The organism is Variovorax sp. J31P207, from assembly GCF_030316965.1.
Taxonomy (GTDB): Bacteria; Pseudomonadota; Gammaproteobacteria; order Burkholderiales; family Burkholderiaceae_C; genus Variovorax; species Variovorax ginsengisoli_B.
The window spans coordinates 845,525-862,081 of the sequence record NZ_JASZYN010000001.1; the positions used below are offsets into that span (position 1 = coordinate 845,525).

Genomic DNA, 16,557 nt, shown 5'->3' on the forward strand with positions numbered 1-16,557 from the left:
CGTGGTTCCTTTGGTTGTGTCTCTGTGGAGGGGGTTCAGGCGTCCAGCGCCATGTCGGGGTGCCAGCCGCGTGTTTTTCCGGGGTTCATCAGGCCCATCGGGTCGCTGCGCTTCTTGAAGTCGATCTGCTGCGTGTCGATGGTCTTCATGCCGCCGTCCTCGATGGTCACGACGTGCGGATTGAACACCTGGCAGCCGCCCTGCGATTCGAGCTCGCGAATCACTTCGTACTGGTGGGCCTCGCCTTTCCAGCGCACCAGCAGGATCGAGAAAGTGCCGTACTCGCCGCCGGCGCGCGCGAACTCGTGGTGCTGCAGCACGTCGTCGCCGAAGACCGCGATGTGGCGATCGACCACCGCCGGGTCGAAGGGCTGCGCATAGGCCACCTGCAGGTAGGTCCAGCTGCGATCGACCTTGAGCGCCTGCAGGGTGGTGTGGTTGTAGGCGCATTCGTAGGCCGGCGGCAGGCCGGCGGCCTGCAGCTCGGCCTCGGTGCCAGCCAGCGAGACCGTGCCGCCGTGCGCCGCCACCAGCGCGCGGAAGGCTGGCATCGACCCCGGCGCGACCATCGCGAACATTGCATGGCGATCGGGCGGGAAGTGCGCGCCGAGGTTCGCGTAGTAGGGCGAGAAGCGGGCGTCGACCGCCGACAGCAGGAACAGCTCGAGCGCGGGCGTGCTGGCCGCCACGCCGAAATCCAGCACCCTCCGGTAGCTGTCGAACAGCGCGATGCAGTGCACCCACTCGACCGCCGGGCTCAGCGCCACCTCGACCTCGGTCAGGATGCCGTTGGTGCCGTAGGCGTGGTGCACCTGCTGGATCTCGTCGCCGTGCAGCTCGATCACGCGCGGCTCGCGCTCGACCGTCATGATGCGCGCGCGCAGCAGGTTGCCCGGGTCGCGCAGGATGCCGTGGCGGATCGAGCCGATGCCGCCGAAGCCGCCGGCGATGAAACCGCCGATCGAGGCCACGTGCCAGGTCGAGGGCCACATGCGCAGCGCCTGGCCGGTCTCGGCCACCGCGAGCTCGATGTCGTGCATGCGGGCGCCGGCCTGCACCCGCACGCGGCCGTCGCCGATCTCCAGCACGCGGCTCATCGGCGTGACGTCGAGCACCAGCCCGCCTTCGAGCGGCACGCACTGGCCGTAGTTGCCGGTACCGCCGGCGCGCACCGTGAGCGGCAGCTTCCACTTGGCGGCCACGGCGGCGGCCTGGCGGACGTCGTCCTCGGTCGAGACCTTGACCACCAGGTCGGCCACGCAGCCGGCGAGCCGCTCGGTCAGGATCGGGCTGTACCAGTAGAAGTCCTTCGACAGCTGCTTGCGCTGGCTGGGCGACACGATCACGTTCAAGCCGTGCAGGTCGCGTTTCACGGCCTCCCAGTCGATGGCGGCCGGCCGCTCTGGTGCTTTCAGCACGGCGCTCATCTTTCCCTCCTCATTTCGCTCTCGTGCCAATGGCCGAGCACCGCCCGCGACAGCGCGGCGAAGACGATGAAGATCACGATGCCCAGCAGGGACACCAGCAGCAGCGCCGCGAACATCATCGGGATCTCGGTGCGGAAGCTCGATTCGAGGATGCGCGAGGCCAGCCCGGTCTCGCGGCCCGCCGTGCCGGCCGTGAATTCGGCCACCACCGCACCGACCAGGCTCAGGCCGCCGGCGATCTTCAGGCCGGCCATGAAATAGGGCAGCGCGCTCGGCGCCAGCAGGTAGCGGAAGGTCTGCCAGGGCGAGGCCTTGTAGAGCTGGAACAGGTCGCGCAGGTTGCTGTCGGCGCTCTTCAGGCCGATCACGGTGTTCGACAGGATCGGGAAGAAGGCCACGATCCAGGCGCACAGCAGCAGCGCCGCCGTGGTGCTCGACACGTAGATGAGGATCAGCGGCGCGATCGCGATGATCGGCGTCACCTGGAGGATCACCGCGATCGGGAAGAGGCCGATCTCGACCCACTTGAAGAGCGCGAAGGCGATCGCCAGCAGCACGCCGCCGACGATCGCCGCGGCCAGCGAGAGCAGCGTGAGCTTGACCGTGAACCACAGCGCGCTCGAGAGCGTGTCCCAGTTGTCGACCAGCGTCGTGAGGATCAGCGAGGGCGCCGGGATGATGTAGTGCGGCACGTTGTTGATGCGCACCAGCGCCTCCCACAGCGCGAGCAGGGCCACCACCACCGCGATCGGCACCGCGGTGCGCAGCAGCGATTCGCGCCGCCGCAGCCGTTCGTCGCGCCGTTGCAGGTCGGCCGCCGAGGGCGCATCGCCGAGTGCGGCCAGCGACGGGTTGTCAGTGATCGATGTCGACGCCATGGAGGGCTCCGTGCAGGGATTGCGACACCGCGGTGCAGTGCGCGTTGTAGCGGGTGGAGGTGCGGAAGGCTTCGCCGCGCGGGTAGGGCTCGTCGATGCGGATCTCGTCGACCACGCGGCCCGGCCGCGGCGCCATCACGACGATGCGGTTCGACAGGTAGACCGACTCGTAGACGCTGTGGGTGACGAAGATCACCGAGAAGCGGTGTTCGCGCCAGATCGCCAGCAGGTCGTTGTTGAGCTTGATGCGGGTCATCTCGTCGAGCGCCGCGAAGGGCTCGTCCATCAGCAGCAGGCGCGGCCGCGTGACCAGCGCGCGGGCGATCGACACCCGCATCTTCATGCCGCCCGAGAGCTCGCGCGGATAGACGTCGGCGAAGCGCGAGAGGCCGACCATCTCGAGCACCTGGGCCACCACCGGTGCGGCCGCATCGCGCGACATGCCGGCCAGCTTGAGCGGCAGCCAGACGTTGTCGAAGACCTTGGCCCATGGCATCAGGGTCGGCTCCTGGAACACGAAGCCGAGCTCGCGGTCGCTGGTCGACGCGCCGCTGTTGGCACGCGACCATGCGAGTTCGCCCGAGCTGCTGCGCGTCAGGCCGGCGATCAGCCGGAGCGCCGTGCTCTTGCCGCAGCCCGAGGGGCCGAGGAAGCTGATGAAGTCGTGCTCGCCGCAGTCGAGCGACATGCCCTGCAGCGCCAGGGTGCCGTTGGCGAAGCGCTTGCTGACCTGGCGCAGGCTGACCAGCGGCGGGGCGGATGGCGTGGTGTCGGCCATTGCTCAGCGCCAGGCCGGTTCGTTGGCCAGCCGCTCGATCGGGAAGCGATGGACTTCCTGCAGCAGCTGCACGAAATTGCGCCCGACGTGGTCGAGCACGGCCTCGCCCTTGGCCGCGGTCGCCCGCGTGGCGTCGCCGGCCGCACCGGCCGGGTTGATGTCGTGCATCTGCCAGCCCAGCTTGCCGGTCGGCGTGATCGAGAGAAAGCGGTTCTCCTGCGCCAGGTCCTCGGTCAGCGAGCGGAAGTTGCGGAAGTTCTCGGGCCGCACGTGGTCGGGCGTGAGGTGCAGCATCACCGAGCTCTCGAGGTCGCCGGCATGCACGCCGTGCTTGCCTTCGTGCGCCGTGAAGAGCCCTTCCGGCAGCCCCAGCGTGTACCAGTTGGCCGCCACCACCATCATGTCGTGCGACTCGCGCAGGTCCCGCGCGACGATGTCCATGATCGACATCTGGCCGCCATGGCTGTTGTAGAGCACCAGCTTGCGCACGCCCGCGCGGGCCACGCAGGCGCCGATGTCCGTCCACTGCGCGATCAGCGTCGAGGCCGACACGGTGAGCGTGCCGGGGTAGCGCGAATGCTCGTTGCTCTTGCCGTAGGCCACGGTGGGCAGGAACAGCACCGGCAGGTCGTCGGGCAGGTGCGGCAGGGTCGCGCGCACCATGCCGTCGATGGTCGCGGTGTCGGTCGACATCGGCAGGTGCGGGCCGTGCTGCTCGGTGGCGCCGACCGGCAGCACCGCGATCAGGTTGGCCCGGTCCAGGCGGGAGAACTCTTCGCTGGTCAGGTCGGACCAGTAGCGGCTGCGCGGGCGGAGGGATGGCATGGGTGCTTCCTGCATCGTGGAGTAGGCTAAATTATCCATTCGGTAAAAAAAGATGGCCTATCGTTTACCCGAAAGAGGCATCGGGACATTGCAACAGGCTGCAATCCGAGGCCTGGATTCGACCGATCGGTCAAATGAAAACACCACGCAGGCGTCGATTTAACATCGGTGCTCCCCAGGAGTGCCCGTGACCCTCTCGGCTGCCTCGAACACATGCGAAGTGCTGGTGATCGGCGCCGGCCCCGCCGGCAGCGCCTGCGCCCAGGCGCTCGCGGGGGCCGGCCTCGACGTGCTGCTGGTCGACCAGCACGCCTTTCCGCGCGACAAGACCTGCGGCGACGGCCTGATACCGGATGCGCAGCGGGCGCTCTCGCGGCTCGGCCTGCTCGACGAGGTGCTTGCGCGCGCCCGCGTCGCGACGCACGTGGGCTGCGTCGGCCCGAGCGGCGGCCGGGTCGAACTCGCGGCGCGGCTGGCAGTGCTGCCGCGCCGCGAGCTCGACGAGCTGCTGCGGCGGGAGGCCGTGGCGCACGGCGCCCGCTGGCTCGCGCCGGCGCGCTTCGAGGCGCCGCTGTTCGATGCCGACGGCCGGGTGGCGGGCGCCAGGCTGGCCTTGCCGGACGGCAGCTCGCGGGCGCTGCGGGCCCGCTGGACGGTGCTCGCGACCGGCGCGGCCGCCGGGCCGCTGGTGGCGGCCGGCGTCTGCGAGCGCCGCCTGCCCAGTGGCATCGCCCTGCGGGGCTACGTGCGCAGCGAGGCGCTGGCCGTGCGCGTCGCCGGGCTCGAGGTGGTGTGGCACCGGGCGCTGCGGCGCGGCTACGGCTGGATCTTTCCGTGCCGGGACGGGGTCTTCAACATCGGCGTCGGACTGACGCGGGGCCGGGGCGCCGCTGCCGCGCCGCCCGAGGCCAACCTGCGCGACCTGTTCGACGCCTTCGTGCGCCTGCATCCGACCGCGCGCGAGCTGATGGCGACCGGCCGGTCCCTGGGGCCCTTGAAGGGCGCGCCGCTGCGCTGCTCGCTCGAAGGGGCACGCTGGTCGCGGCCCGGGTTGCTGGTCGCGGGCGAGGCGGCAGGCAGCACCTACCTGCTGACCGGCGAGGGCATCGGCAAGGCGCTGGAGGCCGGCCTGCTGGCGGCGCAGGCCATCGCCGAGGGGCGCGAGGCACGGGCGCCCGATGGCGCGGTGCGCGCGCGCTACGAAGCCGGCCTGCACGCGCTGAAGCCGCGCTTCGCCGCCTACGAGCAGGCCAATCGCATCAACGAGCACCCGTGGCTGGCCGATCTCGTGATCTGGCGCGCGCGCCGCAGCCGGCGCCTGGTGCGTCAGCTCGGCGAAGTGCTCGAGGAAAGCCGCAGCCCGGGCCCGCTCGGGAGCGCCGGGGGCCTGCTGCAACTGCTGCTGCCGCTCGGCGGCTCCTCTTGATTAGGTCCAGCCTTGAGCCTATAAGTCGTTCATGGTTTCCTGGCTCGTCGCAAGACGAAAAGGAGGGTGCCGTGAAGAGACGCATCTACTGGTTGATGCCGGACCTGGCCAGCGCCAGGCGTGCCATGCGCGACCTGCTGCAGGCGCGTGTCGAGGTCGCGCATATCCATTTCGCCGGGCCGGAAGGCATGGACATGACCGGCCTGCACGCGGCCAACGTGTGGCAGACCTCGGACGTGGTCCATGCGGCCAAGACCGGGTGGGCGCTAGGCACCGCCTGCGGCATCGCCGCCGGCCTGGTGGCCGCGCTGCTGTTCCCGCTGGTCGGCGAAGAGCCCGAATGGGGATTCGCCGCGCTGGTCGGGGTCCTGGGCGGCGTGGTCGGCGCCTGGTCGGCCAGCATGGTCGGCATCTCCATCCCGAGCCCGCGGCTGCAGCGCTTCGAGGGCGCCATCGCGCAGGGCCAGATCCTGCTGATGGTCGACCTGCCGGCGATGCGCGTGCGCGAGATCGAGGACCTGCTGCAGACCGCGCATCCCGAGGCCCGGTTCGAGGGCGAGGAAGGGCAGATCCCGGCATTCCGCTGAGGCGCGTCCGCGCGCCGCAGCGTCGATGCCGACCCCGGGGGAACGCACATGACCATGGCCGTCGTCCTGCTGCTCATCGTGGTCGGGTCGGTGCTGTTCCACGTCATCAATCCGTGGTGGACGACCCCGCTGGCCTCGAACTGGCAGCAGATGGACGACACGCTGACCATCACGTTGGTGATCACCGGCGCCTTCTTCGTCGCGATCAACCTGTTCGTCGTCTATGCGCTGGTGCGCTTTCGCCACCGCGAGGGCCGCCGGGCGACCGAGCAGCCCGAGAGCAAGCGGCTCGAGCGCTGGCTGATCGGCGGCACCACCGTCGGCATCATGGCGCTGCTGGCACCCGGGCTGGTGGTCTATGCGAACTACGTGCGGGCGCCGCACGACGCGCTGGTGCTCGAGGTCGTGAGCCAGCAATGGCAATGGCGATTCCGCTTCCCGGGCGCGGACGGCAAGCTGGGGGCGAGCGATGCGCGCTTCGTCGGCGCCGCCAATCCCTTCGGCCTCGACCCGGCCGACCCCGCCGGTCAGGACGACCTGCTGGTCGCGGCCGATGAGGTGCACCTGCCGCTGGGCCGGCCGGTGCTGGTCCTGATGCGCTCGCACGACGTGCTTCACGACTTCTTCGTGCCGTCGTTCCGCGCCCGCATGAACACGGTGCCGGGCCAGGTCAGCCGCTTCTGGTTCACGCCGACCGTCGCCGGGCGCTACGAAGCCCTGTGCGCCCAGCTCTGCGGCGTCGGCCATCCCAACATGCGCGGCTTCGTGGTGGTGCAGGACGTGGCCGCCTTCAATGCCTGGCAGGCCGCGCTGCCGACCTTCGCCAGCACCCAGGCCAAGGCCGCCGCCCCGGCCGGCGCGGCGGCGGGCTCCGCCGTCGAGCAGGGCCGCGCCCTGGCCGACGCGAAGGGCTGCACGGCCTGCCACACGATCGACGGCAGTCCGCGCGTGGGGCCGACCTGGAAGGGCCTGTACGGCAAGACCGAGACCATGGCGGACGGCTCCAGGGCGCTGGTCGACGAAGCCTACCTGCGCGCCTTCATCCGCGATCCGCAGGCCCGCCAGGTGAAGGGCTTCGCGCCGGTCATGCCGAAGATCGACCTCAGCGACGAGGAACTGGCGGCGCTGGTGACCTACATCCAGAGCCTGGGCAATCCGCCGACGCAGGCCGCCACCGACAAGGGGGTGCCGCGATGAAGCCTGCGACCAAGAAATTCCTGACCCACTATGTCTGGAGCCAGGACCACAAGGTGATCGCGATCCAGTACGCCTGCACCGCCATCGCGGTCGGGCTGGTGGGCGTGGTGCTGTCCAACCTGATGCGCCTGCAGCTCGGCTTTCCGGGCCAGTTCGAATTCATCAACCCCGAGCGCTACTACCAGTTCGTGACCATGCACGGGATGATCATGGTGATCTACCTGCTGACCGCGCTGTTCCTCGGCGGCTTCGGCAACTACCTGATCCCGTTGATGGTCGGCGCCCGGGACATGGTCTTTCCCTACCTCAACATGCTGAGCTTCTGGGTCTACCTGCTGTCGGTGGTGGTCCTGATGGCGAGCTTCTTCGTCGAGGGCGGCCCCACGGGCGCGGGCTGGACGCTGTACCCGCCGCAGTCGATCCTGCCCGGCACGCCCGGCCATGCGGGCGGCATCGTGCTGATGCTGGTGTCGCTGGTGATCTTCATCGTGGCGACCACGATGGGCGGCCTCAACTACGTGACGACCGTGCTGCAGGCGCGCTGCGAAGGCATGACCCTGCTGCGCATGCCGCTGACCGTCTGGGGCATCTTCGTCGCCACCATCCTGGCGCTGCTCGGCTTCCCGGCGCTGTTCGTGAGCGGCGTCATGCTGCTGCTCGACCGCACGCTCGGCACCAGCTTCTTCATGCCGGCGCTGGTCTCGATGGGTCAGGCGAGCGGCTACAAGGGCGGCAGCCCGCTGCTGTTCCAGCACCTGTTCTGGTTCTTCGGCCACCCCGAGGTGTACATCGTGGCGCTGCCGGCCTTCGGCATCGTCTCCGACCTGATCAGCGTGCACGCGCGCAAGAGCATCTTCGGCTACCGCATGATGGTCTGGGCGATCGTGGCGATCGGCGGCCTCAGCGTGGTGGTGTGGGCGCACCACATGTTCGTGAGCGGCATGAACCCGTACTTCGGCTTCTTCTTCGCGACCACCACGCTGATCATCGCGGTGCCCACGGCCATCAAGGTCTACAACTGGGTGCTGACGCTCTGGCACGGCGACATCCACCTGTCGGTGCCGATGCTGTTCGCGCTGGCCTTCGTCTGCACCTTCGCGATCGGCGGCCTGACCGGCCTGTTCCTGGGCAACGTGAGCGTGGACATCCCGCTCTCAGGCACCTACTTCGTGGTCGCGCACTTCCACATGGTGATGGGCGTGGCGCCGCTGCTGGTGGTGTTCGGCGGCATCTACCACTGGTTCCCGAAGATCACCGGCCGCATGCTGGACGACCGGATCGGCAAGATCCACTTCTGGATCACCTTCCTCGGCACCTACGCCATCTATTTCCCGATGCACTACCTGGGCGTGCTGGGCATGCCGCGCCGTTACTACAGCTTCGAGGGCTACCAGTTCATCCCGCCCTCGGCCTTCAGCCTGAACACCTTCATCACCGTGGTCGCCCTGGTCGTCGGCGCGGCCCAGCTGCTGTTCGTCTTCAACCTCGCCTGGAGCGCCTGGCGCGGCCGGCCGGCCACGGCCAATCCCTGGCGCGCCGCCTCGCTCGAATGGCAGACCCCGACGACGCCGCCGGGCCATGGCAACTGGGGGCCGCAGCTGCCGGTGGTCTACCGCTGGGCCTACGCCTACGGCGTGCCGGGCCAGGGGGAGGACTACATCGCCCAGAACGCGCCGCCCGAGGCCGGGGGGCTGGAGCCCGAGGCGCGCGGCCGGGGCGAGGGCGAGGCCCGGGGAGCGCCGGCATGAACGCCAGCGCCGCCCTGCGCGCCGGCGTGGCCCGCCGCGGTGGCCGCGCCGGCCGGCCGCCCGACGCTCGGGCCAGCGCGGCCGGCATCGGGCTGTGGGTGTTCATGGGCGTGGCCACGGCCTTGTTCTCGCTGTTCGTCATGGCCTATGTGATGCGCATGAACGGCAGCGATGCGGTCGCCATCCCGCTGCCCTGGCAGCTCTGGCTCAGCTCGGCGCTGCTGGCCATCGGCAGCGTCGCACTGCAGCGGGCCACCACGGCGGCGCGCGGCGCCGAAGCGGCGCGGGCCCGCCGCCTGCTGGGGGCCGGCGGCCTCTGCGCGCTGGCCTTCCTGGCGGTGCAGCTCTGGGCCTGGCAGGCGCTGGTGAGCACGCAGGTGACGCCGGCCGGCAATCCGGGCGCCGCATTCTTCTACCTGCTCACCGCCATGCACGGCCTGCACGTGATGGGCGGGCTGGCCGCATGGGCCTGGACGGTGCACGCCGCCTGGCCCGACCCCGCCGCGGCCGCCTGGCGGATCGCGCTGTGCGCGCGCTACTGGCATTTCCTGCTGGCGGTGTGGGGGGTGCTGTTCGCCCTCTTGGGCTGGGTGACGCCGGAGGTGGCGCGTGCCATCTGCGGCACGTCGTGAGGAGGAGGCCGCGATGAACGCCGTGTCGATCGCACCAGGGATGCCGAGTGCTGCCACGCCGGCCACCGGATGGCGCGGGCTGATCGCCGACTGGTCGTCCGACCGCCAGGCCTTCCACGTCTCGTGGGGCAAGGCGATGATGTGGATCTTCCTGTTGAGCGACACCTTCGTCTTCAGCTGCTTCCTCACCGGCTACATGACGGTGCGGGTCTCGACCACCGTGCCGTGGCCGAACCCGAGCGAGGTGTTCGCGCTGCATGTGGGCGGGGCCGACATTCCGCTGCTGCTGATCGCGATCATGACCTTCGTGCTCATCAGCAGCAGCGGCACGATGGCGATGGCGGTCAATTTCGCCTACCGCCGCGACCGCGTGAACGCCGCCACGCTGATGCTCGTGACCGCCACCTTCGGCGAGCTGTTCGTCGGCATGCAGGCCTTCGAATGGTCCAAGCTGATCCTCGAAGAGGGCGTGCGGCCCTGGGGCAACCCGATGGGGGCGGCGCAGTTCGGCTCGACCTTCTTCATGATCACGGGCTTCCACGGGCTGCATGTGTCGGCCGGCGTGGTGTTCCTGTTCATCGTCGCCTTCAAGCTGGTCCGCGGCGACTACGAGAAGACCGGCAACTACCAGATAGTCGAGATCGCCGGCCTGTACTGGCACTTCGTCGACCTGGTGTGGGTGTTCATCTTCGCGCTGTTCTATCTCTGGTGAGGTCGATCATGAATCCAGCCACCGCCCAGCAACAACATCCGATCAGCCTCTACCTCAAGATCTGGGGGCTGCTGTTCGTGCTCAGCACGCTGTCGTACCTGGTCGACTACTTCCACTTCCAGGGCTATCTGCGCTGGGGCCTGATCATCCTCTTCATGCTGCTGAAGGCGGGCCTGATCGTCTCGGTCTTCATGCACATGGCCTGGGAGCGGCTGGCGCTGGTCTACGCGATCTTGCTGCCGCCGCTGTGCCTGCTGGTGCTGGTGGGGCTGATGTTCGCCGAGGCCGGCCACACCCTGCTGACGCGGCTGCTGTTCTTCCACTAGGAAGACGGAAGGCCCGACGCGCTCAGCGGTGCACGATGTAGCGCGTCACCACCGGCAGCGTCTCGCCCACGTGGAACGCCAGCCGCCGCTCGCGCAGCGCCATGTCGGCCGCGGTCGCGCGATGGAAGCGGCGCAGGTGCTCGGTCCAGGTCTCGTCGACGATCTGCTCCAGGTAGCGGCCCGGTTCTCCGATGTCGTGCAGCAGCTCCCAGCCGATCGCGCCCTGGCTCAGCCGCGCGCGCCGGGTCTGGTGCATCACCAGGTGGAAGGCGGCGGCGCGGGCCGGGTCGATCAGGTATTCGACGGTGACGACCACCCGGCCGGCCTCGTCCGGCGCGCTGGCCGGCGGCCCGGCGGCCCAGCCGTGCTGCGCCGGACGGGTGTCGTCGTCCTCGCCGGCGCCGTCGGTCACGTAGCGCAGCGCCAGCCACATGCACAGGACCCCGGTGGTCGCGGCCACGCCCAGGCTGGCGTAGATCGAGCTGAGCTCGGCCACCTGGCCCCAGAGCGCCGCCCCCAGGGCGCTGGCGCCCATGATCGCCATCTGGTACATCGACATGCCGCGGGCGCGCACCCAGTCCGGCAGCGCCAGCTGGGCCGACACCGAGAGCGTGTTGGCAACCGTGATCCAGGCCATGCCGCCGAGGAACATCGCCGGCACCGCCACCCAGGCGTTGGGCGCGACCGCCATCACCGCGGTGGCGCCGGATTGCAGCAGGGTGCCGCGCATCACCAGCTGGTCGCGCACCAGGGCCTGGCGCAGCCGCGGCAGGAACAGCACCGCCACGATGGCGCCCGAACCCATGGCGGCCAGCAGCAGCGTGAAGGTGCCGGCGCCGCCGCCCTGGAGGTTGCGCGCCAGCAGCGGCAGCAGGGCCAGCACGGCGGTCGAGTGCAGGAAGAAGATCGAGATCCGCGTCAGCACGGCGCGCATGCGCGGCGACTGCCGCACGAACTGCACACCGACCCGCATCGCGCTGATCAGCCGCTCGCGGCCCAGCGGGTTGGGCGTGTGCTCGCGCCGCCAGTGCAGCACCACGAAGCCCGAGGCCACGCACAGCACGGCGTTGAGCGCGAACACCCAGACCGTGCCGGCGCTCGCGATCAGCGTGCCGGCGACCAGCGGGCCGATGATGCGCGAGGCGTTCATCGAGATGCCGTTGAGTCCGAGCGCGGCCGGCAGGTGGCTGCGCGGCACCAGCTCGGGCACGATGGCCGAGAACACCGGCCAGCGCAGCGCCAGCCCGATGCCGTTGGCGAAGGTCAGGGCCAGCAGCAGCGGCGCGCTCATGAGGTCGAAGACCACCGCTGCGCACAGCACCACGGCCGAGCCGGCGAGCCAGAACTGGGTGGCGACCAGCCAGCGCCGGCGGTCGAGGATGTCGGCCAGCGCGCCGCTCGGCAGCCCGAGCAGGAACACCGGCAGGGTCGAGGCCGACTGCACCAGCGCGACCCAGATCGGCGAGGTGGTGAGCGAGGTCATCATCCAGGCCGCTGCGACGTCGTTCATCCACATGCTGACGTTGGCGATCAGCCAGGTGCTCCAGAGCATGCGGAACACCGGGATCCGCAGCGGCTCCAGCGGGCCGACCCGCGAAGCCTGGACGGGCGGCGTGACGGGGGTTTCCTGGGGCGAGATCGGCGGCATCGCGGCCTATTGTCTTCGGCCGGGCCGCGCCGGCGTGCCGGCCGGTCGCCCGGGCGCCAGATGCTCGAGCGGCAGCGCCCGGCTGGCCTTGACCTCGCCGAGCGAGAAGCTGGTGTGCAGGTCCTTCACGTTGGGCAGGCTCATCAAGTGCTGCAGCGCGAAGCGCGAGAAGCTGTCGAGGTCCTGCGACACCACCTGCAGTTCGAAGGTGCCGGTGCCGCTGATGTAGTGGCAGCTGGTCACCTCGGGCAGCCTGCGGATGGCGTCCTCGAGCTTGCGCGTGGCGTCGACCGTGACCCGCTCGGTGTCGACGCGCACGAAAGCGAGCACGCCGAGCCCGATCTTGTGGCGGTCGATCTCGGCGTGGTATCCCTTGATGTAGCCGGCTTCCTCGAGGGCGCGCACCCGGCGCCAGCAGGGGGCCGCCGACAGGCCCACGCGCTGCGACAGCTCGGCATTCGTCAGGCGACCATCGGCCTGCAGTTCTTGCAGGATCGCGAGGTCAAACTTGTCGATGCCTTCCATTTGGCGCCATTTTAAGCAAGAGTCTTTCAAGAAGGTGGCTTGAATGGGTACAAAACGCAAACACCTGTCAAGACAGCAGGCATACACTTTGCGTCATGATGGCCGAGGGGCAGCCGACCCGGCTGCCTTGCAAGCCACGCCCACAAGGCCCAGCCACTGGAGACGACACGATGAACGCCCCCCTGCCCGAGCACATCCGCCGCGCCCTCGAAACGGTCACGCTCGACGACAAGTACTCGCTCGACTACGGCCGCGCCTTCATGAGCGGCGTCCAGGCGCTGGTCAAGCTGCCGATGCTGCAGCGCCTGCGCGACCAGCAGCAGGGCAAGAACACGGCCGGCTTCATCAGCGGCTACCGCGGCTCGCCCCTGGGCGGCTACGACCAGGCGCTGTGGAAGGCCAGCAAGTTCCTGAAAGAGCAGAACATCGTCTTCCAGCCCGGCGTCAACGAGGAGCTGGCCGCCACCGCGCTATGGGGCACCCAGCAGCTGGGCTTCTCGCCGGCCGGCACCAACAAGTTCGACGGCGTCTTCGGCATCTGGTATGGCAAGGGCCCGGGCGTGGACCGCTGCTCTGACGTCTTCAAGCACGCCAACATGGCCGGCACGACCGAGTTCGGCGGCGTCATCGCAGTGGCGGGCGACGACCACATCTCCAAGAGCTCGACCGCGGCGCACCAGAGCGACCACATCTTCAAGGCCTGCGGCACGCCGGTGTTCTTCCCGGCCAACGTGCAGGAAATCCTCGACCTCGGCATCCACGCCTTCGCGATGAGCCGCTTCGCCGGCATCTGGTCGGGCATGAAGACGATCCAGGAGATCGTCGAATCCAGCGCCACCGCGATGATCGACCCCGAGCGGGTCGAGATCGTGATCCCGACCGACTTCCAGATGCCGCCCGGCGGCCTGCACATTCGCTGGCCCGACCATGCGCTCGAGCAGGAAGCGCGGCTGATGCACTACAAGTGGTACGCCGCCCTCGCCTACATCCGCGCCAACCGCCTGAACCACAACGTGATCGAGGGCCCGAACGACCGCTTCGGCATCATGGCCAGCGGCAAGGCCTTCAACGACACGCGCCAGGCCCTGATCGACCTCGGCCTCGACGACGCGGCCTGCCGCCAGCTCGGCATCCGGCTGCACAAGGTGGCCGTGGTCTGGCCGCTCGAGGCGCAGCTCACGCGCGAATTCGCCACCGGCCTGCAGGAGATCCTGGTGGTCGAGGAAAAGCGCCAGGTCATCGAATACCAGCTCAAGGAAGAGCTCTACAACTGGCGCGGCGACGTCCGGCCCAACGTGGTCGGCAAGTTCGACGAGGGCGAGGTGCACGAGGCCGAGGGCTATTCGGGCGGCGAATGGTCGATGCCGAACCCGACCGCGCACACGCTGCTGCGCGCCAATGCCGACCTGAGCCCGGCGCTGATCGCCAAGGCGATCGCCCAGCGCCTCAAGAAGACCGGCCTGCTGGCCGCGGCCGGCGCCGACATGGCGGCCCGCATCGACGCCCAGCTGGCGATCCTCGAGGCCAAGGAGCGCGCAATGGCCGCGCCCAAGTCGCTCGGTGCCGCCGACGCCACCCGCCAGCCCTGGTTCTGCTCGGGCTGCCCGCACAACACCAGCACCGTGGTGCCCGAAGGCTCGCGCGCGATGGGCGGCATCGGCTGCCACTTCATGGCGACCTGGATGGACCGCTCGACCATCGGCTTCACGCAGATGGGCGGCGAGGGCGTGCCGTGGGTCGGCCAGCAGCCCTTCACGACCGACCAGCACATCTTTGCCAACCTCGGCGACGGCACCTACTTCCACAGCGGCCTGCTGGCGATCCGCCAGAGCATCGCGGCCGGCGTCAACATCACCTACAAGATCCTCTACAACGACGCGGTCGCCATGACCGGCGGCCAGCAGGTGGGCGAGCGGCCCGAGGGCCATTCGGTGCTGCAGATCGCCGAGAGCCTGCATGCCGAAGGCGCGGTCAAGGTGGTGGTGGTCACCGACGAACCCGAGAAGTACCAGGGCGTCAACGTGCCGGGCGAGAACGTCAAGGTGCGCCACCGCGACGAGCTCGACGAGATCCAGCGCGAGTTCCGCGAGATCAAGGGCACCACCGCCATCATCTACGACCAGACCTGCGCCACCGAGAAGCGGCGCCGCCGCAAGCGGGGCACGGCGGTCGACCCGGCGGTGCGGGTGGTCATCAACGAGCTGGTCTGCGAAGGCTGCGGCGACTGCAGCGTCAAGAGCAACTGCCTGTCGGTGGAGCCGCTGGAGACCGAGTTCGGCCGCAAACGGACCATCAACCAGAGCACCTGCAACAAGGACATGAGCTGCCTGAAGGGCTTCTGCCCCAGCTTCGTGACGGTCGAGGGCGGCCAGCTCAAGAAAAAATCGAAGAGCAAGGGCGCCTCGCCGGCCGAACTGGGTGCGCTGCCCGACCCCGAGATTCCCGTGCTGGGCGAGGGCCAGGTCTGGGGCGTGGTGGTGGCCGGCGTCGGCGGCACCGGCGTCATCACCATCGGCCAGCTGCTCGGCATGGCGACCCACATCGAGGGCAAGGGCATCGTCACCCAGGACGCGGCCGGCCTGGCGCAGAAGGGCGGTGCCACCTGGAGCCACGTGCTGATCGGCGAGACCCAGGACGCGATCCGCACCACCCGCGTCGGCACCGCCGCCGCCGACCTGGTGCTGGCGGCCGACCCGCTGGTGGCGGTCAATGCCGAAACCACGGCGCGCATGCGCGAAGGCCGCACGCGGGTCGCGCTCAACAGCCACAGCTCGCCGACCGCCGCTTTCGTGCGCAACGCCGACTGGGTCAACCCGCAGCAGGATTGCGCCAACGAGATCGCGCGGGTGGTCGGCGCCGATGCGGTCGGCGCCTTCGACGCCGATGCCGCCGCCACCGCGCTGATGGGCGACAGCCTGTACGCCAACCCGATGCTTCTGGGCTTCGCCTGGCAGAAAGGCTGGATTCCGCTGGACCACGCGTCGCTGATGCGGGCGATCGAGCTCAACGCCGTGGCCATCGACAACAACAAGCAGGCCTTTGAGTGGGGCCGCCAGGCGGCCGAACGCCCGGCGGAGCTGCAAAAGCGGGTGCAGCCGGGGCAGGTCATCGAGTTCAAGCGGCGCGAGACCGTCGAGGCCCTGGTGGCCCGCCGCGCCGAGTTCCTCACCGGCTACCAGAACGCCGCCTACGCCGACCAGTACAAGGCCTTCGTCGCCCGGGTGCAGCAGGCCGAATCGGCGCTCGGCAAGAGCAGCCTGACCGAGGCCGTGGCCCGCTATCTGTTCAAGCTGATGGCCTACAAGGACGAATACGAAGTGGCGCGGCTGCACGCCGACCGCAGCTTCCTCGACCGGGTCGAAGGCATGTTCGAGGGCGACTTCAAGCTCAACTACCACCTGGCGCCGCCGATCATCGCGAAGAAGAACGCCAAGGGCGAGCTGCAAAAGCAGAAGTTCGGTCCGGCGATGCTGACCGGCTTCAGGCTGCTGGCGAAGCTCAAGGGCCTGCGCGGGACCGCGCTCGACATCTTCGGGCGCACCGAGGAGCGCCAGACCGAGCGCGCGCTGATCGGCGAATACCGCGCCAGCATCGAGGAAGTGATCGCCGGCCTGACGGCCGCCAACCACGCCACGGCGCTGGAAATCGCCGGACTGCCCGAGCAGATCCGGGGCTACGGCCACGTCAAGGAGCGCAACCTGGCCGCGGCCCGGGTGCGCTGGGCCGAGCTGATGGCCAAGTGGCGCCATCCCGAGGCCGCCGCCCGCGCCGCCGCCTGAAGCGCGGACGCCCGGGGCCGCAAAGCCCCGAAAACCCCAAGCACGGCCCCGGAATAGGGTCGTCTGCCC

The 16,557-nt window shown here is 69.4% G+C and carries 14 protein-coding genes; 8 read left to right on the forward strand and 6 right to left on the reverse strand.

What is annotated here, in order from left to right; all coding sequences use genetic code 11:
* Positions 1-35: 35 nt before the first annotated feature.
* Genes QTI68_RS03995 through QTI68_RS04010 form a run of 4 tightly spaced genes read right to left on the reverse strand, consistent with a single transcriptional unit; the run spans position 36 to position 3,908 of the window.
* Complete coding sequence (locus QTI68_RS03995; RefSeq protein WP_286519794.1) at positions 36-1,427, reverse strand: FAD-binding oxidoreductase; 1,392 nt, start codon at positions 1,425-1,427, stop codon at positions 36-38.
* Positions 1,424-2,305 carry an ABC transporter permease gene (locus QTI68_RS04000; protein WP_286519795.1) on the reverse strand — a complete coding sequence of 294 codons (882 nt, stop codon included), beginning with the start codon at positions 2,303-2,305 and terminating at the stop codon, positions 1,424-1,426. Before QTI68_RS04000 ends, QTI68_RS03995 begins: the two co-directional genes overlap by 4 nt.
* Positions 2,283-3,083, reverse strand: a complete 801-nt coding sequence (locus QTI68_RS04005) for an ABC transporter ATP-binding protein (RefSeq protein ID WP_286519796.1) — start codon at positions 3,081-3,083, stop codon at positions 2,283-2,285. Before QTI68_RS04005 ends, QTI68_RS04000 begins: the two co-directional genes overlap by 23 nt.
* Positions 3,084-3,086: 3 nt before the next feature.
* Complete coding sequence (locus QTI68_RS04010) at positions 3,087-3,908, reverse strand: creatininase family protein (RefSeq protein ID WP_286519797.1); 822 nt, start codon at positions 3,906-3,908, stop codon at positions 3,087-3,089.
* A 187-nt stretch (positions 3,909-4,095) separates the two neighbouring features.
* Here QTI68_RS04010 and QTI68_RS04015 point away from each other — a divergent pair, with 187 nt between their 5' ends.
* From QTI68_RS04015 to QTI68_RS04045, 7 genes are all read left to right on the forward strand, one after another.
* Positions 4,096-5,334, forward strand: coding sequence for an NAD(P)/FAD-dependent oxidoreductase (locus QTI68_RS04015; RefSeq protein ID WP_286519798.1), 1,239 nt, complete (start codon positions 4,096-4,098; stop codon positions 5,332-5,334).
* Between the two features lie 71 nt (positions 5,335-5,405).
* A complete protein-coding gene (locus QTI68_RS04020) occupies positions 5,406-5,921 on the forward strand; it encodes a DUF1269 domain-containing protein (protein ID WP_286519799.1) in 516 nt (171 codons plus the stop codon).
* A gap of 48 nt (positions 5,922-5,969) precedes the next feature.
* Positions 5,970-7,118 carry a cytochrome c oxidase subunit II gene (locus tag QTI68_RS04025; RefSeq protein WP_286519800.1) on the forward strand — a complete coding sequence of 383 codons (1,149 nt, stop codon included), beginning with the start codon at positions 5,970-5,972 and terminating at the stop codon, positions 7,116-7,118.
* On the forward strand, positions 7,115-8,866 hold the full coding sequence (gene ctaD, locus QTI68_RS04030; protein ID WP_286519802.1) for a cytochrome c oxidase subunit I: 1,752 nt from the start codon (positions 7,115-7,117) through the stop codon (positions 8,864-8,866). The genes QTI68_RS04025 and ctaD overlap by 4 nt, the downstream gene beginning before the upstream one ends.
* Positions 8,863-9,498: a cytochrome c oxidase subunit 3 family protein gene (locus tag QTI68_RS04035; RefSeq protein WP_286519803.1), complete on the forward strand. Its 636-nt coding sequence runs from the start codon at positions 8,863-8,865 to the stop codon at positions 9,496-9,498. Before ctaD ends, QTI68_RS04035 begins: the two co-directional genes overlap by 4 nt.
* 13 nt (positions 9,499-9,511) lie before the next feature.
* A complete protein-coding gene (locus QTI68_RS04040) occupies positions 9,512-10,210 on the forward strand; it encodes a heme-copper oxidase subunit III family protein (RefSeq protein WP_286519804.1) in 699 nt (232 codons plus the stop codon).
* A gap of 8 nt (positions 10,211-10,218) precedes the next feature.
* Positions 10,219-10,536 carry a cytochrome C oxidase subunit IV family protein gene (locus QTI68_RS04045; RefSeq protein WP_286519805.1) on the forward strand — a complete coding sequence of 106 codons (318 nt, stop codon included), beginning with the start codon at positions 10,219-10,221 and terminating at the stop codon, positions 10,534-10,536.
* A gap of 22 nt (positions 10,537-10,558) precedes the next feature.
* On the opposite strand, the gene QTI68_RS04050 is transcribed toward QTI68_RS04045, so the two are convergent.
* Positions 10,559-12,184: an MFS transporter gene (locus QTI68_RS04050; protein WP_286519807.1), complete on the reverse strand. Its 1,626-nt coding sequence runs from the start codon at positions 12,182-12,184 to the stop codon at positions 10,559-10,561.
* Between the two features lie 6 nt (positions 12,185-12,190).
* Complete coding sequence (locus QTI68_RS04055; RefSeq protein ID WP_286519808.1) at positions 12,191-12,709, reverse strand: Lrp/AsnC family transcriptional regulator; 519 nt, start codon at positions 12,707-12,709, stop codon at positions 12,191-12,193.
* Between the two features lie 170 nt (positions 12,710-12,879).
* Here QTI68_RS04055 and QTI68_RS04060 point away from each other — a divergent pair, with 170 nt between their 5' ends.
* Complete coding sequence (locus QTI68_RS04060; RefSeq protein WP_286519809.1) at positions 12,880-16,488, forward strand: indolepyruvate ferredoxin oxidoreductase family protein; 3,609 nt, start codon at positions 12,880-12,882, stop codon at positions 16,486-16,488.
* Positions 16,489-16,557 lie beyond the last annotated feature (69 nt).